This window comes from Sorangium sp. So ce385 (assembly GCF_051474135.1).
In the GTDB taxonomy this organism is placed as follows: Bacteria; Myxococcota_A; Polyangia; order Polyangiales; family Polyangiaceae; genus Sorangium; species Sorangium cellulosum_D.
In genome coordinates, this window is sequence record NZ_CP150337.1 from 11,549,424 (window position 1) to 11,563,681 (window position 14,258).

Sequence of the window (14,258 nt, forward strand, 5' to 3'; positions counted from 1 at the left end):
GCCACCTGAGCGCCGCGGCGACGGCCGCTCACCTCACCACTTCAGCCACGCGACCGTCACGCCGTCGCCGCCCTCGCTGGGGCCGCCCGGGCGGATGCGCGCCACGTAAGGGCTCCCGCGCAGCGCCTCGCGGACGGCATCGCGCAGGGCGCCCGTGCCGTGCCCGTGGACGAAGAACGTGACCCGGCGGCCCGCGCCGAGCGAGCGATCGAGGAACTGCTCGGCCATCGCGACCGCCTCGTGCGCGCGCAGGCCGCGGAGATCCACGGTGTTGTCCGCCGTCTGGATCGGCACGTCGGGGTCCGCCGCCGCGTCCAGGTCGACGCGGCGCTGCGGCGGCGCCGCGGCCGCCGGCGGCGCGCCGGCGCCGCGCAGCTCGGCGATCGAGGTCGTGAGCTTGAGCGCGCCGGCGGCGACCCGCAGCTGGCCGCCCGAGAGGACCTCGACCACCTCGGCCTCGGCCCGCAGGCGAGGCACGTAGACGCGCGTGCCCACGCGGATGGCCGCCGGATCGACCGCCGGCCGCGCCGGCGGCTCGTCCTTCGGGCGGAGCTCGAGCTCGCCGCCGATCGACGTCTTCTGCCCCACCGCATCCATCGCGCGCGCGGCCGCCCGCAGGTCCTCCTCGGTGGGCTTGCCGCGCAGCCGCGACTGCGCCGCCTTGAGGTCCTCGCGCGCGCGCCGCAGGCTGGCGAGCAGCGCCTCCCCCTCCCGCGTGATCACGCCGCGCTCCTTGTCCCGGAGCCGCTCGATCTCGCTCTCCAGCTCGCGCCGCTTCGCCCGGGAGGCGGCCGCCTCGCGCTCGGCGTCCTCGCGCGCGAGCTCGAGCGCGCGGCGCTCGGCGGAGAGCTTCTCGACCATCTGCTCGAAGGTGACCGCCTCCTTCGTGAGGAAGCGCTCGGCCCGCTCGAGCACGGTGCCCGGGATGCCGAACTGGCGCGCGACGGCGAGCGCGCTCGAGGCGCCGGGCACGCCGACGACGAGCCGGAAGGTCGGGCTCATGGTGGCGAGATCGAAGCCGACCGAGGCGTTCTCGAAGCGCTGATCGCCGAGCGCGAGCGCCTTGAGGCCCTCGTAGTGCGTGGTGCAGACGACGGTGCCGCCGCGGGCGCAGAGCGAGTCGAGCACGGCCGCGGCGAGCGCCTCGCCCTCGCGCGGATCGGTGCCGCCGGCGAGCTCGTCGAGCAGGACGAGCGCGCCGGGGCGCGTCTCGCCGAGGATCCGCCCCAGGTTCTTCACGTGGGCGCTGAAGGTCGACAGGTTCTTGTGGAGGTTCTGGTCGTCGCCGACGTCGGTCAGCACGACGTCGAAGAGCGCGACCCGCGAGCCCTCCCGCGCCGCGACCGGCAGGCCCGCGCGGACCATCAGGGCCGCGAGGCCGAGCGTCTTCAGGGCCACCGTCTTGCCGCCGGCGTTCGGCCCGGAGACGATCATCGCGCGGCCCGCGCTCATCGAGAGATCGCTCGGCACCACCTTCACGCCGTCGAGCGCGAGCAGCGGATGGCGGCCGCCGATGAGCTCGATGGAGGTCGGCCGCGCCGCGGCCTCGGAGGCGCCGCGATCCACGGCGAAGGCGCCCTCGGGGACCTCCGGGAAGGTGAGGTCGAGGTCCTTCGCGAGCCGCGCGGCGGCGGCGCGCACGTCGGCGTGGGCCAGCGCGCGGGCGGCGGCGGCGACGCTCTCGATGTCCTCGGCCACGCGTGCGGTGAGCGCCGCGTAGATCGCCTGCTCCTCGCGCGCGACCTCGGCGTCGACCATCTTCATCCGGTTGCCGGTCTCGACGAGCACCCGGGGCTCGACGAACACGGTGGCGCCGCTCGCGCTGGTCGCGTGGACGATGCCGGGGAAGCGCTCGTGCGCGTCGGACCGCACCGGGAGCACGTAGCGCCCGTCGCGCTCGGTCCAGTAGCGGTCCTGGAGGATGTCCTCGTGCTTGTTGATGAGGTCCTCGAGGCGGCGGACGAGCCGCTCGCGCACCGCGCGCCGCTCCGCGCGCAGCGCCTCCAGGCGGGGCGAGGCGCGATCCGAGAGCGTGCCGTCCGGATCGAAGGCCGCGTCGAGCTCGCGCGCGACGGCGTCGAGCTCCGGGTTCGTCGCGCACGCCGCGTAGAGCGCGGGCGCGATCTGGCGCCGGCCCTGCAGGTACTGCCGCGCGGTCCGGGCGGCCTCGAGCAGGCCGAGCACGGCGCGGAGCTCCTCGTTGGCGAGCGACGCGCCGATGCGCGCCCGGTCGAGGGCGTCCTCGAGCTCCGCGACGTCGCGCGCCGGCACCGGCTCCCCGGTCCGGGCGAGCTCGACCGCCTCGCGCACCTCCGCGAGCATGGTCATCGCCTCGGCGCGCGTCGACGCGAACGGCAGGGCCCGCGCGAGCCGCTTGCCGGCGCGCGACGCGCAGCGCTCCGCGAGCGCCTCGAGGATGCGGTCCCACTCCAGATCGGCGCGGGTCTTTGTCGGACAGGGGTCTGCGAAGGGCCCTTCGGGGTTGTATTCCATCACGCTTCGGTCGGATCGCGGGCCACGCCGCCGGCCCCGCTCGGCATCGGGTTCTGCTCCTTCTCGAGGTAGCGGAAGATGGTGCGCGGGTCGACGCCGAGGTCGCGGGCCGTCTGCGTGCGGTTGCCGTTGTTGCGCTCGAGCGCCTCCAGCACGTACCGCCGCTGGAACTCCTCCTTGGCCTTCTCGAGCGGCATGATGGCCGTCTCGGCGCCGGGGCCGAGATCGAGATCCTCCACGGCGAGGAGCGCCTGGTCGCAGAGGACCAGCGCCTTCTTGATGCGGTTCTCGAGCTGCCGGATGTTGCCCGGCCAGGAGTACTTCTTGATCGCGGCGAGCGCGGCCGGGCTGAAGCCGCGCACGGGGCTGCCGAGCTCGTCCGCGTACTTCGAGAGCAGGACCTTCGCGATGATCAGCACGTCGTCGCCCCGCTCGCGCAGCGGCGGGAGCCACAGGTTCACGACGTTGAGCCGGTAATAGAGATCCTCCCGGAAGTTGCCGGCGCGGATCTCGTCCTCGAGGTTGCGGTTGGTGGCGGCGACGATGCGGATGTCGACCTTCTCGGGCTTCGAGTCGCCGACGCGGAAGACCACCCGCTCCTGGAGGGCGCGGAGGAGCTTCACCTGGAGGTTCAGCGGGAGCTCGCCGATCTCGTCGAGGAACAGCGTGCCTTTGTCGGCGATCTGGAACTTGCCCGGGCGGCTGGCGATGGCGCCGGTGAAGGCGCCCTTCACGTGGCCGAAGAGCTCGCTCTCGATGAGGTTCTCGGGGATCGCCCCGCAGTTGATGGTGACGAAGGGGCCGCCCTCGCGCGGGCTGCGCCGGTGCAGCTCGCGCGCAATGAGCTCCTTCCCGGTCCCCGTCTCCCCCGTGATGAGCACGCTGATGTCGGTCGCCGCGACCTTCTGCAGCTTGCGGAACACCTCGAGCATCGACGGGCAGGCGCCGATGATCTCGCCGAACTTCTTGTCGTGCAGCTCGGCGACGAGCTTGGCCTTGTCGGCCCGGAGGGCGTTCAGGAGCATCGCGTTCTGGAGGATGAGCGAAGCCTGGGACGCGAAGATGCTGAGCAGGTCGAGCTGGGCGCGATCGAAGAGGTGCTTGATCTTGTCGTTGCCGACGTAGAGCGCGCCGATGATCTGGCCCTGCGACAGGAGCGGCGCGCACATCACGCTGGAGAGCTTCATCGCGATGACGCTGTCGCTCCGGCCGAACTGCGTGTCGGCGAGCGCGTCGGACACGATCACGGGGCGGCCCGAGGAGATGACCTGCCGCACGATGCTGTCCGAGATCCCCCCGGCGGCGTCGGTGATGGCCTCCTTGCGGATGTTGCGCGACGCGCGCACCGCGAGCTTGCGGTCGCCGGCCGCGGCCCCCGCGGCCGGGGCGCCGCCGCGGACCGCCGTGTCGGCCGCCGCCTCCGCGCCCTCGAGGAGCAGCAGGAAGCCCTTGTCGGCGTGGGTCAGCTCGATGACGTCGTCGAGCATCGCCTCGAGGAGCTCGTCGACGCTGCGCCGGTTGATGAGCTTCTCGCTGAACGCGAACAGCTTGCGGACGCCCGCGAGCTCCGACGAGCCCTGCGCCGGCGCGGGCCGCTCCGCCTCGCCGTCGCACGCGGGCAGACGCTCCGTCACCGTCGGCGCCTCGGCGAACATCGAGAACCCGATCTCGACCGAGCCGAGCTGGAGCCGGTCGCCGTGCACCAGCCGCGCGCGCCGCTTCTTCTTGCCGTTGATCGCGATCTCGCCGTCGCGCTCGCACTCCTCGAGCACGAAATCGCGCCCGTCGAACACGATCTGCGCGTGATGCTCCAGCACCCCGGCCCCCGCGACCGCGACGTCGTTTCCGAGCGCCTTGCCGATCGTCGTGACCGGCTTGTGGACGCTGTACAGGCGTGGCGCGCCCTCGGAGGCGAAATACTTCAGGGTCGGCATCGGCAGCAGCATAGCAGGCGCGCCGCGGCCCCATGCAGCCGTGTTGGCCTGCGCACCGCGGCTTACCAGAGCTCTCCGAGGACGACCGCGCCCATGCCGCCCTGGTAAGGCACCATGCCGCCGCCGAGCACGCGCGCGAACGGGGGATCGCCGCGGTCCTCCGGCTCGTCCAGGGCGACCTCGCCGCGCGGGTCCGGCTTCCCGAGGAACAAGGCGCCCGCCACGATGCCGAGGGTGCCCGCCGCGCCCTGGGCGATGAGGCCGCGGCGCGGGTCGTGATCGCTGCCGATGTACGCGAAGTAGATGGGGAGCGACACCACCGTGCCGATGCCGAGGCCGCCCCACATCCACGCGAGCTGGTTCCACGAGGGCGTCCAGGCGACCGACACGCCGACGGCGCCCGCGGTCGCGACGTTGAACCCGATCAGCCCCCCGAGCGAGATGCTGTCGTTCGCCTCGCTCCAGCCGCCGTTGCTGGCGGCGGCCCCGAACGCGCTGCCGATGAGGGAGCCCCACACCGCGCCCGAGGCGATGAGCATGTTCGTCTGCGGCTTGGGCCGGAGCAGGTAATAAAAGCCCCAGCCGAGCGCGCCGCCGACGGTGGAGCCGATCACCTCGGAGGTGGCGAGCCCGAGGAAGCCCCACTCCTCGCCCTTGCGCGCGCTGACGTACTGGTAGGAGGCGACGCCGAGCCCCTCGCCCGCGCCGATCACCATGCCGGTGGCGATCGCGGACGGCATGCCGCGCGGCATCGGCGGCGAGTCGAGGAAGTAGACCCCGACGGGCGCCGCGACGCCGAGGAGCGCGGGCGCGATGAACTGCACGCCGGGATCGTCGATGCCGACGAGCGCGTCGAACCAGATGCCGGTCCCCACGCCGTAGGCCACCGACGTGGCGTAGAGATAGCCGACCTCGAGCGGCGTCGACTTGGGCTGGCTCTTCGGCGGCGTGTAGGCGTAGCCGCCGTAGGGCGCGCCGTACTGACCTCCATACGGGGCGCCGTACTGGCCCCCGTACGCGCCGCCCTGCTGGCCGCCGTAAGGCGGCGCGCCGTACTGGGCAGAGGCCGTCCAGCTGACGCTCGACAAGAGGATCGCGGAGAGGAGACTCACGAGAGGTCGCGTGTGCATCGCGCCGCCACTTTACACGCTCGCGCACGGCGAGGCGCGCGCGGGCGCGAGAAAGCGCCTTCCCCCGAGCCGCCCCCGCGCCTCGCTCCTTCTCACTCTTTCGTCAAGGCGCGCGTCATGAGGTCGACGACGGCCTGCGGGGGCGGCTTTCCCTCGTAGAGCACGCGGTACACCTCGACCGTGATCGGCGCGCTCACGCCCAGCTTGTCCGCGAGGTCGTACGCGCTCTTCGCCGTCTTCACCCCCTCGGCGACGTGGCCGAGGCCCTCGAGGATCTCCTCGAGCTTCCGTCCCCTGCCCATCTCGATCCCGACGGTGCGGTTGCGCGACAGCTCGCCCGTGCACGTGAGCACCAGGTCGCCCATCCCGGAGAGCCCCGCCAGCGTGAGCGGGTTCGCCCCCTTCGCCGCCGCCATGCGGCCGATCTCCGCGAGGCCGCGCGTGATGAGCCCGGCGCGCGCGTTGTGGCCGAGGCCGAGGCCGTCGCAGATGCCGGCCGCGATGGCGACGACGTTCTTGAGGGCCCCGCCCACCTCGACGCCCACGACGTCATCGGACGAGTAGACCCGGAACCGATCCGTCGCGAGCATGCGCTGCACCGCGTGCGTCTCCCGCGGGCCCCTGCCCGCGACCACCACGGTGGTCGGCTGGCCGGCCGCCACCTCCCGCGCGAAGCTCGGGCCCGACAGGTACGACAGCCGCGGCTCGGCCTCGCGCCCGAGCTCGTCGACGAGCACCTCGCTCATCAGCATCAGCGAGTCGTTCTCGATGCCCTTCGTCGCGCTGCAGACGAGCGCGTCCTCCGGGATGTAGCGCCTGGCCTCGCGGACCACCTCCCGCAGCGCGTGCGACGGCACCACCACGACGACGAGCTCCGCGCCGCGGAGCGCGCCCTCGAGATCGCCCGTCGCCCGCAGGCTCCCGGGGAGCTCCACGCCGGGCAGGTAGCGGTGGTTCTGGCGCTCGCGCTCGACGCGCTCGGCCAGCTCCCCCTGGTGCGCCCAGAGCGCGGTGGGGTTGCCCTTGTCCGCCAGCAACTTCGCCAGCGCCGTCCCCCAGGCGCCGGCCCCGATCACTGCGACGTTCGCCATGGAGCGACCCTACCACCACCGGCGCGCCGGACCGAAGGCTGCGTGCCCCGCGCGCCTGGCCGGGCGGACGCGCGCGGCGCGCCGCTCGATCGGCCGGCGTTTCGACTATGCTGCGCCCATGCTCTTCCGCACCGCCGCGCTGCGCGCGCTCGGCCTCGCGCTCTGCCTCTCCGTGCTCGGGACGGTGGGAGGCGCGTGCGGCCAGGGCGCGCTCGGCGTCATGCCGGGCGTCGTCAACGATCCGGGGAACCTGTCGCTCCGCAGGGCGATCCTGTCCTTCGCGACGAGCCAGCTCTGCAGCGAGATGCGGAAGCGGAGCGTGCCGCTGCGCCTCCGCGACGAGGATCCGGTGACCGGCCGGTTCTACCCGGGCACCTGCGTCGCCCAGGAGCTCGCGAACGGCAACCTCTTCCTCCAGTTCGGCGGCAGCGGCGTGGTCTGGACGAACCTGACGAAGCGCATGAGCTTCGATGCGAGCGCCGCCGTCGAGTACGATCACGACTTCCTGATGGATGGCGACACGATGTACGTGTACTTCCGTCAGCGGTCGACCACGGCGGCGAGCTTCACGACCAAGCTCGTCGAGCAGCCCGCGGCGATCTCGCTCGGCGGCGTGTCCTTGGCCCAGGGCAGCGCGTACGCCAACGCGCTCGGCGCGCAGCTCGTGAAGACCGAGATCGCCCGGGGGTTCACGGTCATCCGCGACGACGACGGCGCGGTGCAGTTCGGCCTCGGCATCATCGAGAAGGGGCAGCGGCCCCAGGCCCCCTACGCGCGGCGCGACAACGGCCGGCTGCTCCTGGCGAACGAGCGCACCGAGGTGCACCAGGGCCAGCGCGATTACATCGGCCCGCTGGAGATCACGGACAGCGGCGAGGCCATGACGCTCACGGTCGCCGTCGAGGGCGCGCCGGGCGTGGACGTGCTCCTCGTGCCCCGGGCCGCCGGCGAGCAGTGGCTCCAGGCGTACCTCACGCAGGCCGCGCCGCCGCCGCTCTCCGCGGCGCCCCTGCTCGACGAGCCGGTGTACTCCGGCGCCCCGTGGCGGCGGACGGTGCCGCTGCCCGAGGGGCAGTACTACCTGGTCATCGACAACACGAACGCCGCTGGGCGGACGCAGCCGACGACGTACGCCCGCGACGACCGGGCCGCCCTGGTGAGCTACGCCGTCGAGACGGGGGACGCGCCGTGACGGCGGCGACGCGGACGGGCGCGCGGATGGCGCGGACGCCCGCGCCGGCCAGGCGGATGCCAGCGCCGGCGAGGCGAGCGCCGGCGCCGGCGAGGCGAGTGACGCCAGCGCCGGCGAGGCGAGTGACGCCACCACCGGCGAGGCGAGTGACGACGGACGACGGCTCGCCGCTGCCGCGCCTGCGCACTTGCCGCGGCGAGGGTCGGCGTATACATAAGCTCTCTCTTGCCGCCGCGCCCCGATGAACAACCCCAGAGCGTACCGTCGGTCGCGGCCAATCGGCCCGCAAGCTCGGAGTTCCGACCCTCGATGAGGGGCAGCGCGAGCTCGGAGCCCCGCGTCAGCGCGGCCAAGCCAACCGGAGGCGCTGACGCGCGCGGGGCCGGCGGCTCCCCTCCGCCGGGCGGCCGGGACGGCCGGGTGCTGCGGTTCCTGTTCCACCTCGTGTGGATCTGCCTCGTGCCGTTCGCGCTCGCGGTCGTGAACGTCTGGCTGCTCACCCCGTCGTCCGAGAGCGGGAGCACCCAGCCGCTCCGCGTCTTCGTCGCCGAGCAGCAGATCCCGGCCGGCATCGTGCTCTTCACGATCTTCGCGATGATCCTCTGGCGGTTCCGCTACGAGCTGCCGTTCGCGTCGGCGATCGGCGTCGGCGGCCGCCGGGACATCCCGCCGAAGGTGCGCGCCCGCTTCGAGGACGCCGCGGCGCTCCTCGAGGAGGCGCACCGGATCCTGCGCAGCCGCAAGCGCGAGGTCGAGCGCGAGCTGACGAGCGGCGAGCGCGAGCAGGTGATGCAGGCGATCGCCGCCCTCGAGCGCGCGATGAGCGCCGAGACGTTCGACGCCGACGAGTTCGACGCCGCCCTCGGCCGCGCCGATCGCACGGTCGGCGAGCACCTCGGCCGCTGGCGCAAGGGCGAGATGCGCGAGTACGCCGAGTCGATCGGCATCGCGGTCGCCGTGGCGCTCATCCTGCGCGCCTTCGTCGTCGAGGCGTTCAAGATCCCGAGCGGCTCGATGATCCCGACCCTCATGGTCGGCGACCATATCTTCGTCAACAAGTTCACCTACGGCCCGCTCATCCCCTGGACCGACCAGCGCCTCTTCCCTCGCCTGCCGCCGTCGCGGGGCGACGTGATGGTGTTCAAGTTCCCGGAGAACAAGGAGCAGGACTTCATCAAGCGGACGATCGCCATCCCGGGCGACACGCTGGAGGCCATCAACGGCCGCCCCATCCTCAACGGCTGGCTCGTCCCCCACTGCCACGTCGGCCCCTACCGCTACGAGGGCCGGCAGGCGGAGCTGTTCGTCGAGTTCCTCGGGGAGAAGTCGTACTTCACGCTCTACGACACGAACCCCGACGAGACGATGTGCGTCGCGAACGACGACTGCACGCCGGGCTCGACGTGCCGGGGCGGCATCTGCGGCATGCTCCAGGGCCCCTTCAAGGTGGCCGCCGACGAGGCGTGGGTGATGGGCGACAACCGCAACAACAGCCACGACTCGCGCAGCTGGCGCGGCGGGCTCGGCGCCGGCGTGCCCTTCGAGAACATCAAGGGGCGCGCGATGTTCGTGTGGATGAGCTTCGGGCCGGGCGGGGGCATCGCGCAGGATCGCCTCTTCGTGAACGTGATGGGCCGCCCGAAGCTCCCCGGCGCGCACGAGGCGACGCTGCAGGAAGGCCTCGACAAGTGCCTGCGCGAGCGGCCTCCCGTCTCCGAGACGACCCCGCCGCCCGCGCCCGCGCGCGGTCAATCCAAGCGCTGAGGCCGCCAAAACGGGCGATCGTGGGGAGCTGCGCTCCCCGCGGCGCTCGTGTACGTTGCCCCCGCCCTCGGGCCGACGCAGCGCGTCCCCCGGCCCGAGGCGACGGAGGAGACGATGGCACGTGCGGTCGAGATGTGGAGCCTGGCGCTCGCGGGCAGCTTGCTCGCTGGAGCAGGGTGCAGCAGGGAGGAGGCCTCGACGACGAGCGCAGCGACCTCGGCGGCCTCGGCGCCCCCGGTGGCGCCCGCCGCGACGGACCTCGTCGGGTACGTGGCCACGTACCCGACCATGGAGCCCCAGCCCGGGCGCCGGCGCCTTCAGCAGCAGTTCGCCGTGTACCAGTCGGCGGACGCCAAATCGAAGGAGCTCGCGCGGCTCGACAGCGGGGCGATCGTCGACCTCAAGGCGAGCTACCAGGACTGGATGCTCGTGGCCTTCCAGAGCGGGGGCCAGCCCACGCTGGGCTGGATCGAGCTCAAGGTGAACGACACCCGCGCCACGACCGTGACCGACGCGGAGGCGCGCGCGGCGACGGCGACCCCTGCGCCCAAGACGGCCGACGGGGGCGCGCCGACCGCCGGAGGGGCGGGCACCGACGCGGGGACGACCGGCGGCGGCGACGCGGGGACGACCGGCTCCGGCGCCACCCACGACGCGGGGACGACCGGCGGCGGCGACGCGGGGGCGACCGGCGGCGGCGACGCGGGGGCGACCGGCTCCGGCACCGCCCCCGACGCGGGCGCGGACGCCGGCGCGCGGCGCAACAAGATCATCCTGAAGAGGCCGTAGGATGCGCTGACGAAGTGAGCAGCCCGAGCGCAATTTTCTGATGGGCGCTCGCTCGTTCGCGCGCCACGCTACACAGGCCCGAGGCGCCCGAGCGCCAGCTGCGTGCGCCTCGAACCTCCAGACAGGAGCCTGGTGCATGAGCGACACGATGTGGGCGCTGACGTACAACCGCGAGAGGCAGCCGTGGGAGTCCACCGTCGGGCTGTCGAAGGACGAGGTCGAGCGCCCGGCGATCAACGAGGCGAAGGACTACCACGATCGCGCGAGCGTCCTCGTGAAGCCGATCATGACGGGCTTCTGCGGCTCGGATCGCGGCATCTGGTTCCGCAGCGCGTTCAAGGACATGATCTTCAAGTCGCTCGATCGCGACCGGAAGGCGACGCGCACGATCGGCCACGAGCTGCTCGGCCGGGTCGTCGACCTCGGGACGGACGCGCGGCGGACCTTCGGGCTGGAGATCGGCGACATCGTGTCGACCGAGAGCCACATCGCCTGCGGCGCCTGCTACCAGTGCCGCGTCGGCGACACCCACGTGTGCGCCGACGACAAGATCATCGGCATCAGCGAGGACGGCTGCTTCGCCGAGCTCGTCAAGCTGCCGGCGAAGAACCTGTGGCGCACGGACATCGCGAGGATCCGGCCGGAGGTCGCCGCGGTGCAGGAGCCGTTCGGCAACGCCGTGCACGCGTGCACCAAGGTGAACCTCCGCGGCAAGCGCGTGGCCATCTTCGGCTGCGGCACCATCGGCCTGTTCGCGGTCGCGATCGCGCGCGCGATGGGGGCCATCTACATCATCGGCGTCGAACCGCTGGAGCGGAACGCCGAGATGGCTCGCCGCCTGGGCGCCGACGTGGTCCTGCGCCCGCACCGGGCGAGCCCCGAGCGGCCCCACGCGAGCGATCCCGAGCTGACGGAGCGGGTGCGCAAGCTGACGGACGGGGTCGGCGTCGACGTCGTGCTCGAGATGAGCGGCGTGAACAGCAGCGTGAACAACGCGATCCACGCGGCGAGGCGCGGGGGCGACGTGATCCTCTTCGGCCTGAAGAGCGGCGACGCGGTGATCGAGAACTTCGATCGCCTCATCGTCGACGGCATCAGCCTCCACAGCGTGATCGGCCGCCGCATGTTCGAGACGTGGCACATCACGCGCCACCTGCTCGAGTCGCGCGATCCGAACATCCACGACCTCATCTGGGAGGTCATCCTGAACCGGGGTCAGGAGACGGTATTCGAGTTCAACGACTACGACCCGGCGGCCTTCCAGGAGGCGATCTCGAACCACCCCAAGGTGATCCTCCGGTACTGAGCCGGTCAGCTCACGACGCCGAGCTGCCGGCCGACCTTGCGGAAGGCCTCGATCGCCCGATCGATGTGCGCGGGCTCGTGCGCGGCGGAGAGCTGCACCCGGATGCGGGCCTCGCCCTTCGGCACGACGGGGTAGGAGAAGCCGATGACGTAGATGCCCTCGGCGAGGAGCGCCTTCGCCATCTCGTTCGCGAGCCGCGCCTCGCCCAGCATGATGGGCACGATCGGGTGGATGCCCGGCTTGACGGTGAACCCGGCCTGCGTGATCCCCTGCCGGAAGCGGCGCGCGTTCTCCATCACCTGCTGGCGCAGCGAGGGCTCGGCGTCGATGAGGTCGAACACGGCGATCGAGGCGCCGGCGATCGCGGGCGCGAGCGTGTTGGAGAACAGGTACGGCCGCGAGCGCTGCCGGAGCAGGTCGACGATCTCCTGCCGGCCGGTGGTGAAGCCGCCGCTCGCCCCGCCGAGCGCCTTGCCCAGGGTGGAGGTGATCACGTCGACCCGGTGCATGACCCCGCAGAGCTCCGCGGTCCCCCGCCCCGTCTGCCCGATGAACCCGGTCGCGTGCGAGTCGTCGACCATCACCATCGCGCGGTACTTGTCGGCGAGATCGCAGATGGTATCGAGCTTGGCCAGGTATCCATCCATCGAGAACACGCCGTCGGTGGCGATGAGCCGGAGCCGCTTGCCCTCCGTCTTGCGGAGGATCTCCTCGAGGGCGGCCATGTCCCCGTTCGGGTAGCGGTGCCGCTCGGCCTTGCAGAGGCGGATGCCGTCGATGATCGAGGCGTGGTTCAGCGCGTCCGAGATGACGGCGTCCTCCTCGCCGAGGAGCGTCTCGAACAGGCCGCCGTTCGCGTCGAAGCAGGACGAGTAGAGGATCGCGTCCTCGGTGCCGAAGAAGCGGGCAATCCTGGACTCCAGCCGCCGGTGCAGGTCCTGCGTGCCGCAGATGAAGCGGACGCTGGAGAGGCCGAAGCCGTGCGAGTCGAGCGCCTGCTTTGCCGCGCCGATGACCGCCGGGTGCGACGACAGGCCAAGGTAGTTGTTCGCGCAGAAATTGAGGACCTCGGCGCCCCCCTCGGTCCGGATCGCCGGCCCCTGCGGCGTCGCGAGGATCCGCTCTTCCTTGTAGAGACCCGCCGCACGGATGTCCTCCAACGCCCGTGCGTACAATGACCGAGCGACATCGAACATGGATGTCGTTATAAAACGGGGCCCTCAGCGGGTCGACGGGGGAACGCCGTACGGCCGTCCCGCGCGGCGCTGCTCGCCGGCCTGAGCGCCGGCGGGCGAACCCGGACGCGAGAGGCAGGGTGCGCGCGGCTTTGTCGCGCGCGACGCGGAGGAGGCCTACTCGATCCCGGAGGGCCGTGGCAGAACGGCCGCGTTCGGCGCCGCGCGATCGCCGCGCGGCACGCGCGTCGGCGCGCGCGGACGTGCGCCGCGCGCGCCGGGCGCACGAGCGCCGCCGGGAGGAGCAGGCATGACGGAAGCCAGGGGGGACTTCCGGCGGAGCGCCGGCGTGCTGTGCGCCGTCGCGTCGCTGTCGGCCGCCGCGGGCAACCCGGGTTGCAGCCGCGCAGAGGACGCGCCGGGACGGACCGTCGCGGGCTCCGCCGCGGGCACGGGGGGCGCGGCCGCGACGAGCGGTACCGGCGGCGGGGGCGGCGCGGGCGGCGATGCTTCCTACGCGATCTCGACGCTCGCCCCGGCGATCGCGTTCGACGCGACGCCGGACGCGGGCGCGGCGTACGTGTACTTCACCGCGATCGACGCGGGCGGCAGGGCCGGCGTCTTCAGGACCCGCGCGCGCGGTGGAGCAGGCGCCACCGAGATCGCGGCCGGACCGCCCTTCGTCGCGCCGCTCGGGATCGCGGCGAGCGCGGACGGGGGCCGGCTCTTCGTGGCCGATCCGGGCGCGGGCGGCGCGGCGCTCGACGACGCGGGCGCCCTCTTCGCGATCGACCTGCCCGGCGGCGCCGTCGCGCCGGTCCGCGGCGGCGAGGGGATGCGCGCGCGCGGCCTGGAGGTCGCCCGGGGCGCGGACGGCGAGGAGCGGATCGTGTTCTCGGGGCGCGATCGCGAGGGCGGCCAGCCCGGCGTGTTCGCCTTGCCGGCGCGCGGCGGCGAGGCCTCCGCGATCGCCACGGGGAGCCCGCTGGTCGATCCGAGCGGGGTCGCCGTCGCCGCCGGGGGCGCCGTGTTCGTGTGCGACACCCTCGCGAGCCCCGATCGGACGGCGACGATCTTCCGGATCGAGGACGGCTTCGTGAGCGCGTTCGCGACCGGGCTCCACGTCGGCTATCCGTGCGGGCTCGCGCTGACGCGCGACGACGCGGCGCTGCTCGTGCTCGCGCGCGACGTGGCCCGAGGCGCCGACGAGGTCGTGCGGATCGAGGTGGCGTCCGGGGCGCGCTCGGCGACGGCCACCGGCGCCCCGGGCCACGACGAGCCCGGCGGGCTGCACCGGGCGAAGGGCGCCGACGTCTTCGCGTTCGTCGATCACAGGGCCCAGGAGCAGGGCTCGGTGTTCCTGCTCGGGCCGTGAGCCGCAGAG

General features: G+C 72.9%; 10 protein-coding genes. 5 read left to right on the forward strand and 5 right to left on the reverse strand.

Annotated features, from left to right (window positions below; genetic code table 11):
* Positions 1 to 33 precede the first annotated feature (33 nt).
* From WME83_RS42215 to WME83_RS42230, 4 genes are all read right to left on the reverse strand, one after another.
* Positions 34 to 2,493: an endonuclease MutS2 gene (locus tag WME83_RS42215; protein WP_437315363.1), complete on the reverse strand. Its 2,460-nt coding sequence runs from the start codon at positions 2,491 to 2,493 to the stop codon at positions 34 to 36.
* A complete protein-coding gene (locus WME83_RS42220; RefSeq protein WP_437315364.1) occupies positions 2,493 to 4,439 on the reverse strand; it encodes a sigma 54-interacting transcriptional regulator in 1,947 nt (648 codons plus the stop codon). The genes WME83_RS42215 and WME83_RS42220 overlap by 1 nt, the downstream gene beginning before the upstream one ends.
* A gap of 50 nt (positions 4,440 to 4,489) precedes the next feature.
* Positions 4,490 to 5,557: a hypothetical protein gene (locus WME83_RS42225; protein ID WP_437315365.1), complete on the reverse strand. Its 1,068-nt coding sequence runs from the start codon at positions 5,555 to 5,557 to the stop codon at positions 4,490 to 4,492.
* 92 nt (positions 5,558 to 5,649) lie between these two features.
* Positions 5,650 to 6,648, reverse strand: coding sequence for an NAD(P)H-dependent glycerol-3-phosphate dehydrogenase (locus WME83_RS42230; protein ID WP_437315366.1), 999 nt, complete (start codon positions 6,646 to 6,648; stop codon positions 5,650 to 5,652).
* A gap of 118 nt (positions 6,649 to 6,766) precedes the next feature.
* On the opposite strand from WME83_RS42230, the gene WME83_RS42235 reads away from it, so the two are divergent.
* The 4 genes from WME83_RS42235 (at position 6,767) to WME83_RS42250 (ending at position 11,699) form a co-directional block, all read left to right on the forward strand.
* Positions 6,767 to 7,840 carry a hypothetical protein gene (locus WME83_RS42235; protein ID WP_437315367.1) on the forward strand — a complete coding sequence of 358 codons (1,074 nt, stop codon included), beginning with the start codon at positions 6,767 to 6,769 and terminating at the stop codon, positions 7,838 to 7,840.
* A gap of 309 nt (positions 7,841 to 8,149) precedes the next feature.
* On the forward strand, positions 8,150 to 9,604 hold the full coding sequence (lepB, locus tag WME83_RS42240) for a signal peptidase I (protein ID WP_437315368.1): 1,455 nt from the start codon (positions 8,150 to 8,152) through the stop codon (positions 9,602 to 9,604).
* Between the two features lie 114 nt (positions 9,605 to 9,718).
* A complete protein-coding gene (locus tag WME83_RS42245; RefSeq protein ID WP_437315369.1) occupies positions 9,719 to 10,393 on the forward strand; it encodes a hypothetical protein in 675 nt (224 codons plus the stop codon).
* Positions 10,394 to 10,529: 136 nt separating this feature from the next.
* A complete protein-coding gene (locus WME83_RS42250; protein WP_437315370.1) occupies positions 10,530 to 11,699 on the forward strand; it encodes a zinc-binding dehydrogenase in 1,170 nt (389 codons plus the stop codon).
* Positions 11,700 to 11,704: 5 nt separating this feature from the next.
* Here WME83_RS42250 and kbl read toward each other — a convergent pair whose 3' ends face one another.
* Positions 11,705 to 12,895 carry a glycine C-acetyltransferase gene (gene kbl / locus WME83_RS42255; protein ID WP_437315371.1) on the reverse strand — a complete coding sequence of 397 codons (1,191 nt, stop codon included), beginning with the start codon at positions 12,893 to 12,895 and terminating at the stop codon, positions 11,705 to 11,707.
* 289 nt (positions 12,896 to 13,184) lie between these two features.
* Here kbl and WME83_RS42260 point away from each other — a divergent pair, with 289 nt between their 5' ends.
* On the forward strand, positions 13,185 to 14,249 hold the full coding sequence (locus WME83_RS42260) for a hypothetical protein (RefSeq protein ID WP_437315372.1): 1,065 nt from the start codon (positions 13,185 to 13,187) through the stop codon (positions 14,247 to 14,249).
* The last annotated feature ends 9 nt before the right edge of the window (positions 14,250 to 14,258 follow it).

Coding starts and splice junctions, on each gene's coding strand:
- WME83_RS42230 (WP_437315366.1), bottom strand. CDS start 6,648: ATGGCGAACGTCGCAGTGATCGGGGCCGGCGCCTGGGGGACGGCGCTG.
- WME83_RS42250 (WP_437315370.1), top strand. CDS start 10,530: ATGAGCGACACGATGTGGGCGCTGACGTACAACCGCGAGAGGCAGCCG.
- WME83_RS42225 (WP_437315365.1), bottom strand. CDS start 5,557: ATGCACACGCGACCTCTCGTGAGTCTCCTCTCCGCGATCCTCTTGTCG.
- kbl (WP_437315371.1), bottom strand. CDS start 12,895: ATGTTCGATGTCGCTCGGTCATTGTACGCACGGGCGTTGGAGGACATC.
- WME83_RS42220 (WP_437315364.1), bottom strand. CDS start 4,439: ATGCTGCTGCCGATGCCGACCCTGAAGTATTTCGCCTCCGAGGGCGCG.
- WME83_RS42235 (WP_437315367.1), top strand. CDS start 6,767: ATGCTCTTCCGCACCGCCGCGCTGCGCGCGCTCGGCCTCGCGCTCTGC.
- WME83_RS42260 (WP_437315372.1), top strand. CDS start 13,185: ATGACGGAAGCCAGGGGGGACTTCCGGCGGAGCGCCGGCGTGCTGTGC.
- lepB (WP_437315368.1), top strand. CDS start 8,150: ATGAGGGGCAGCGCGAGCTCGGAGCCCCGCGTCAGCGCGGCCAAGCCA.
- WME83_RS42215 (WP_437315363.1), bottom strand. CDS start 2,493: ATGGAATACAACCCCGAAGGGCCCTTCGCAGACCCCTGTCCGACAAAG.
- WME83_RS42245 (WP_437315369.1), top strand. CDS start 9,719: ATGGCACGTGCGGTCGAGATGTGGAGCCTGGCGCTCGCGGGCAGCTTG.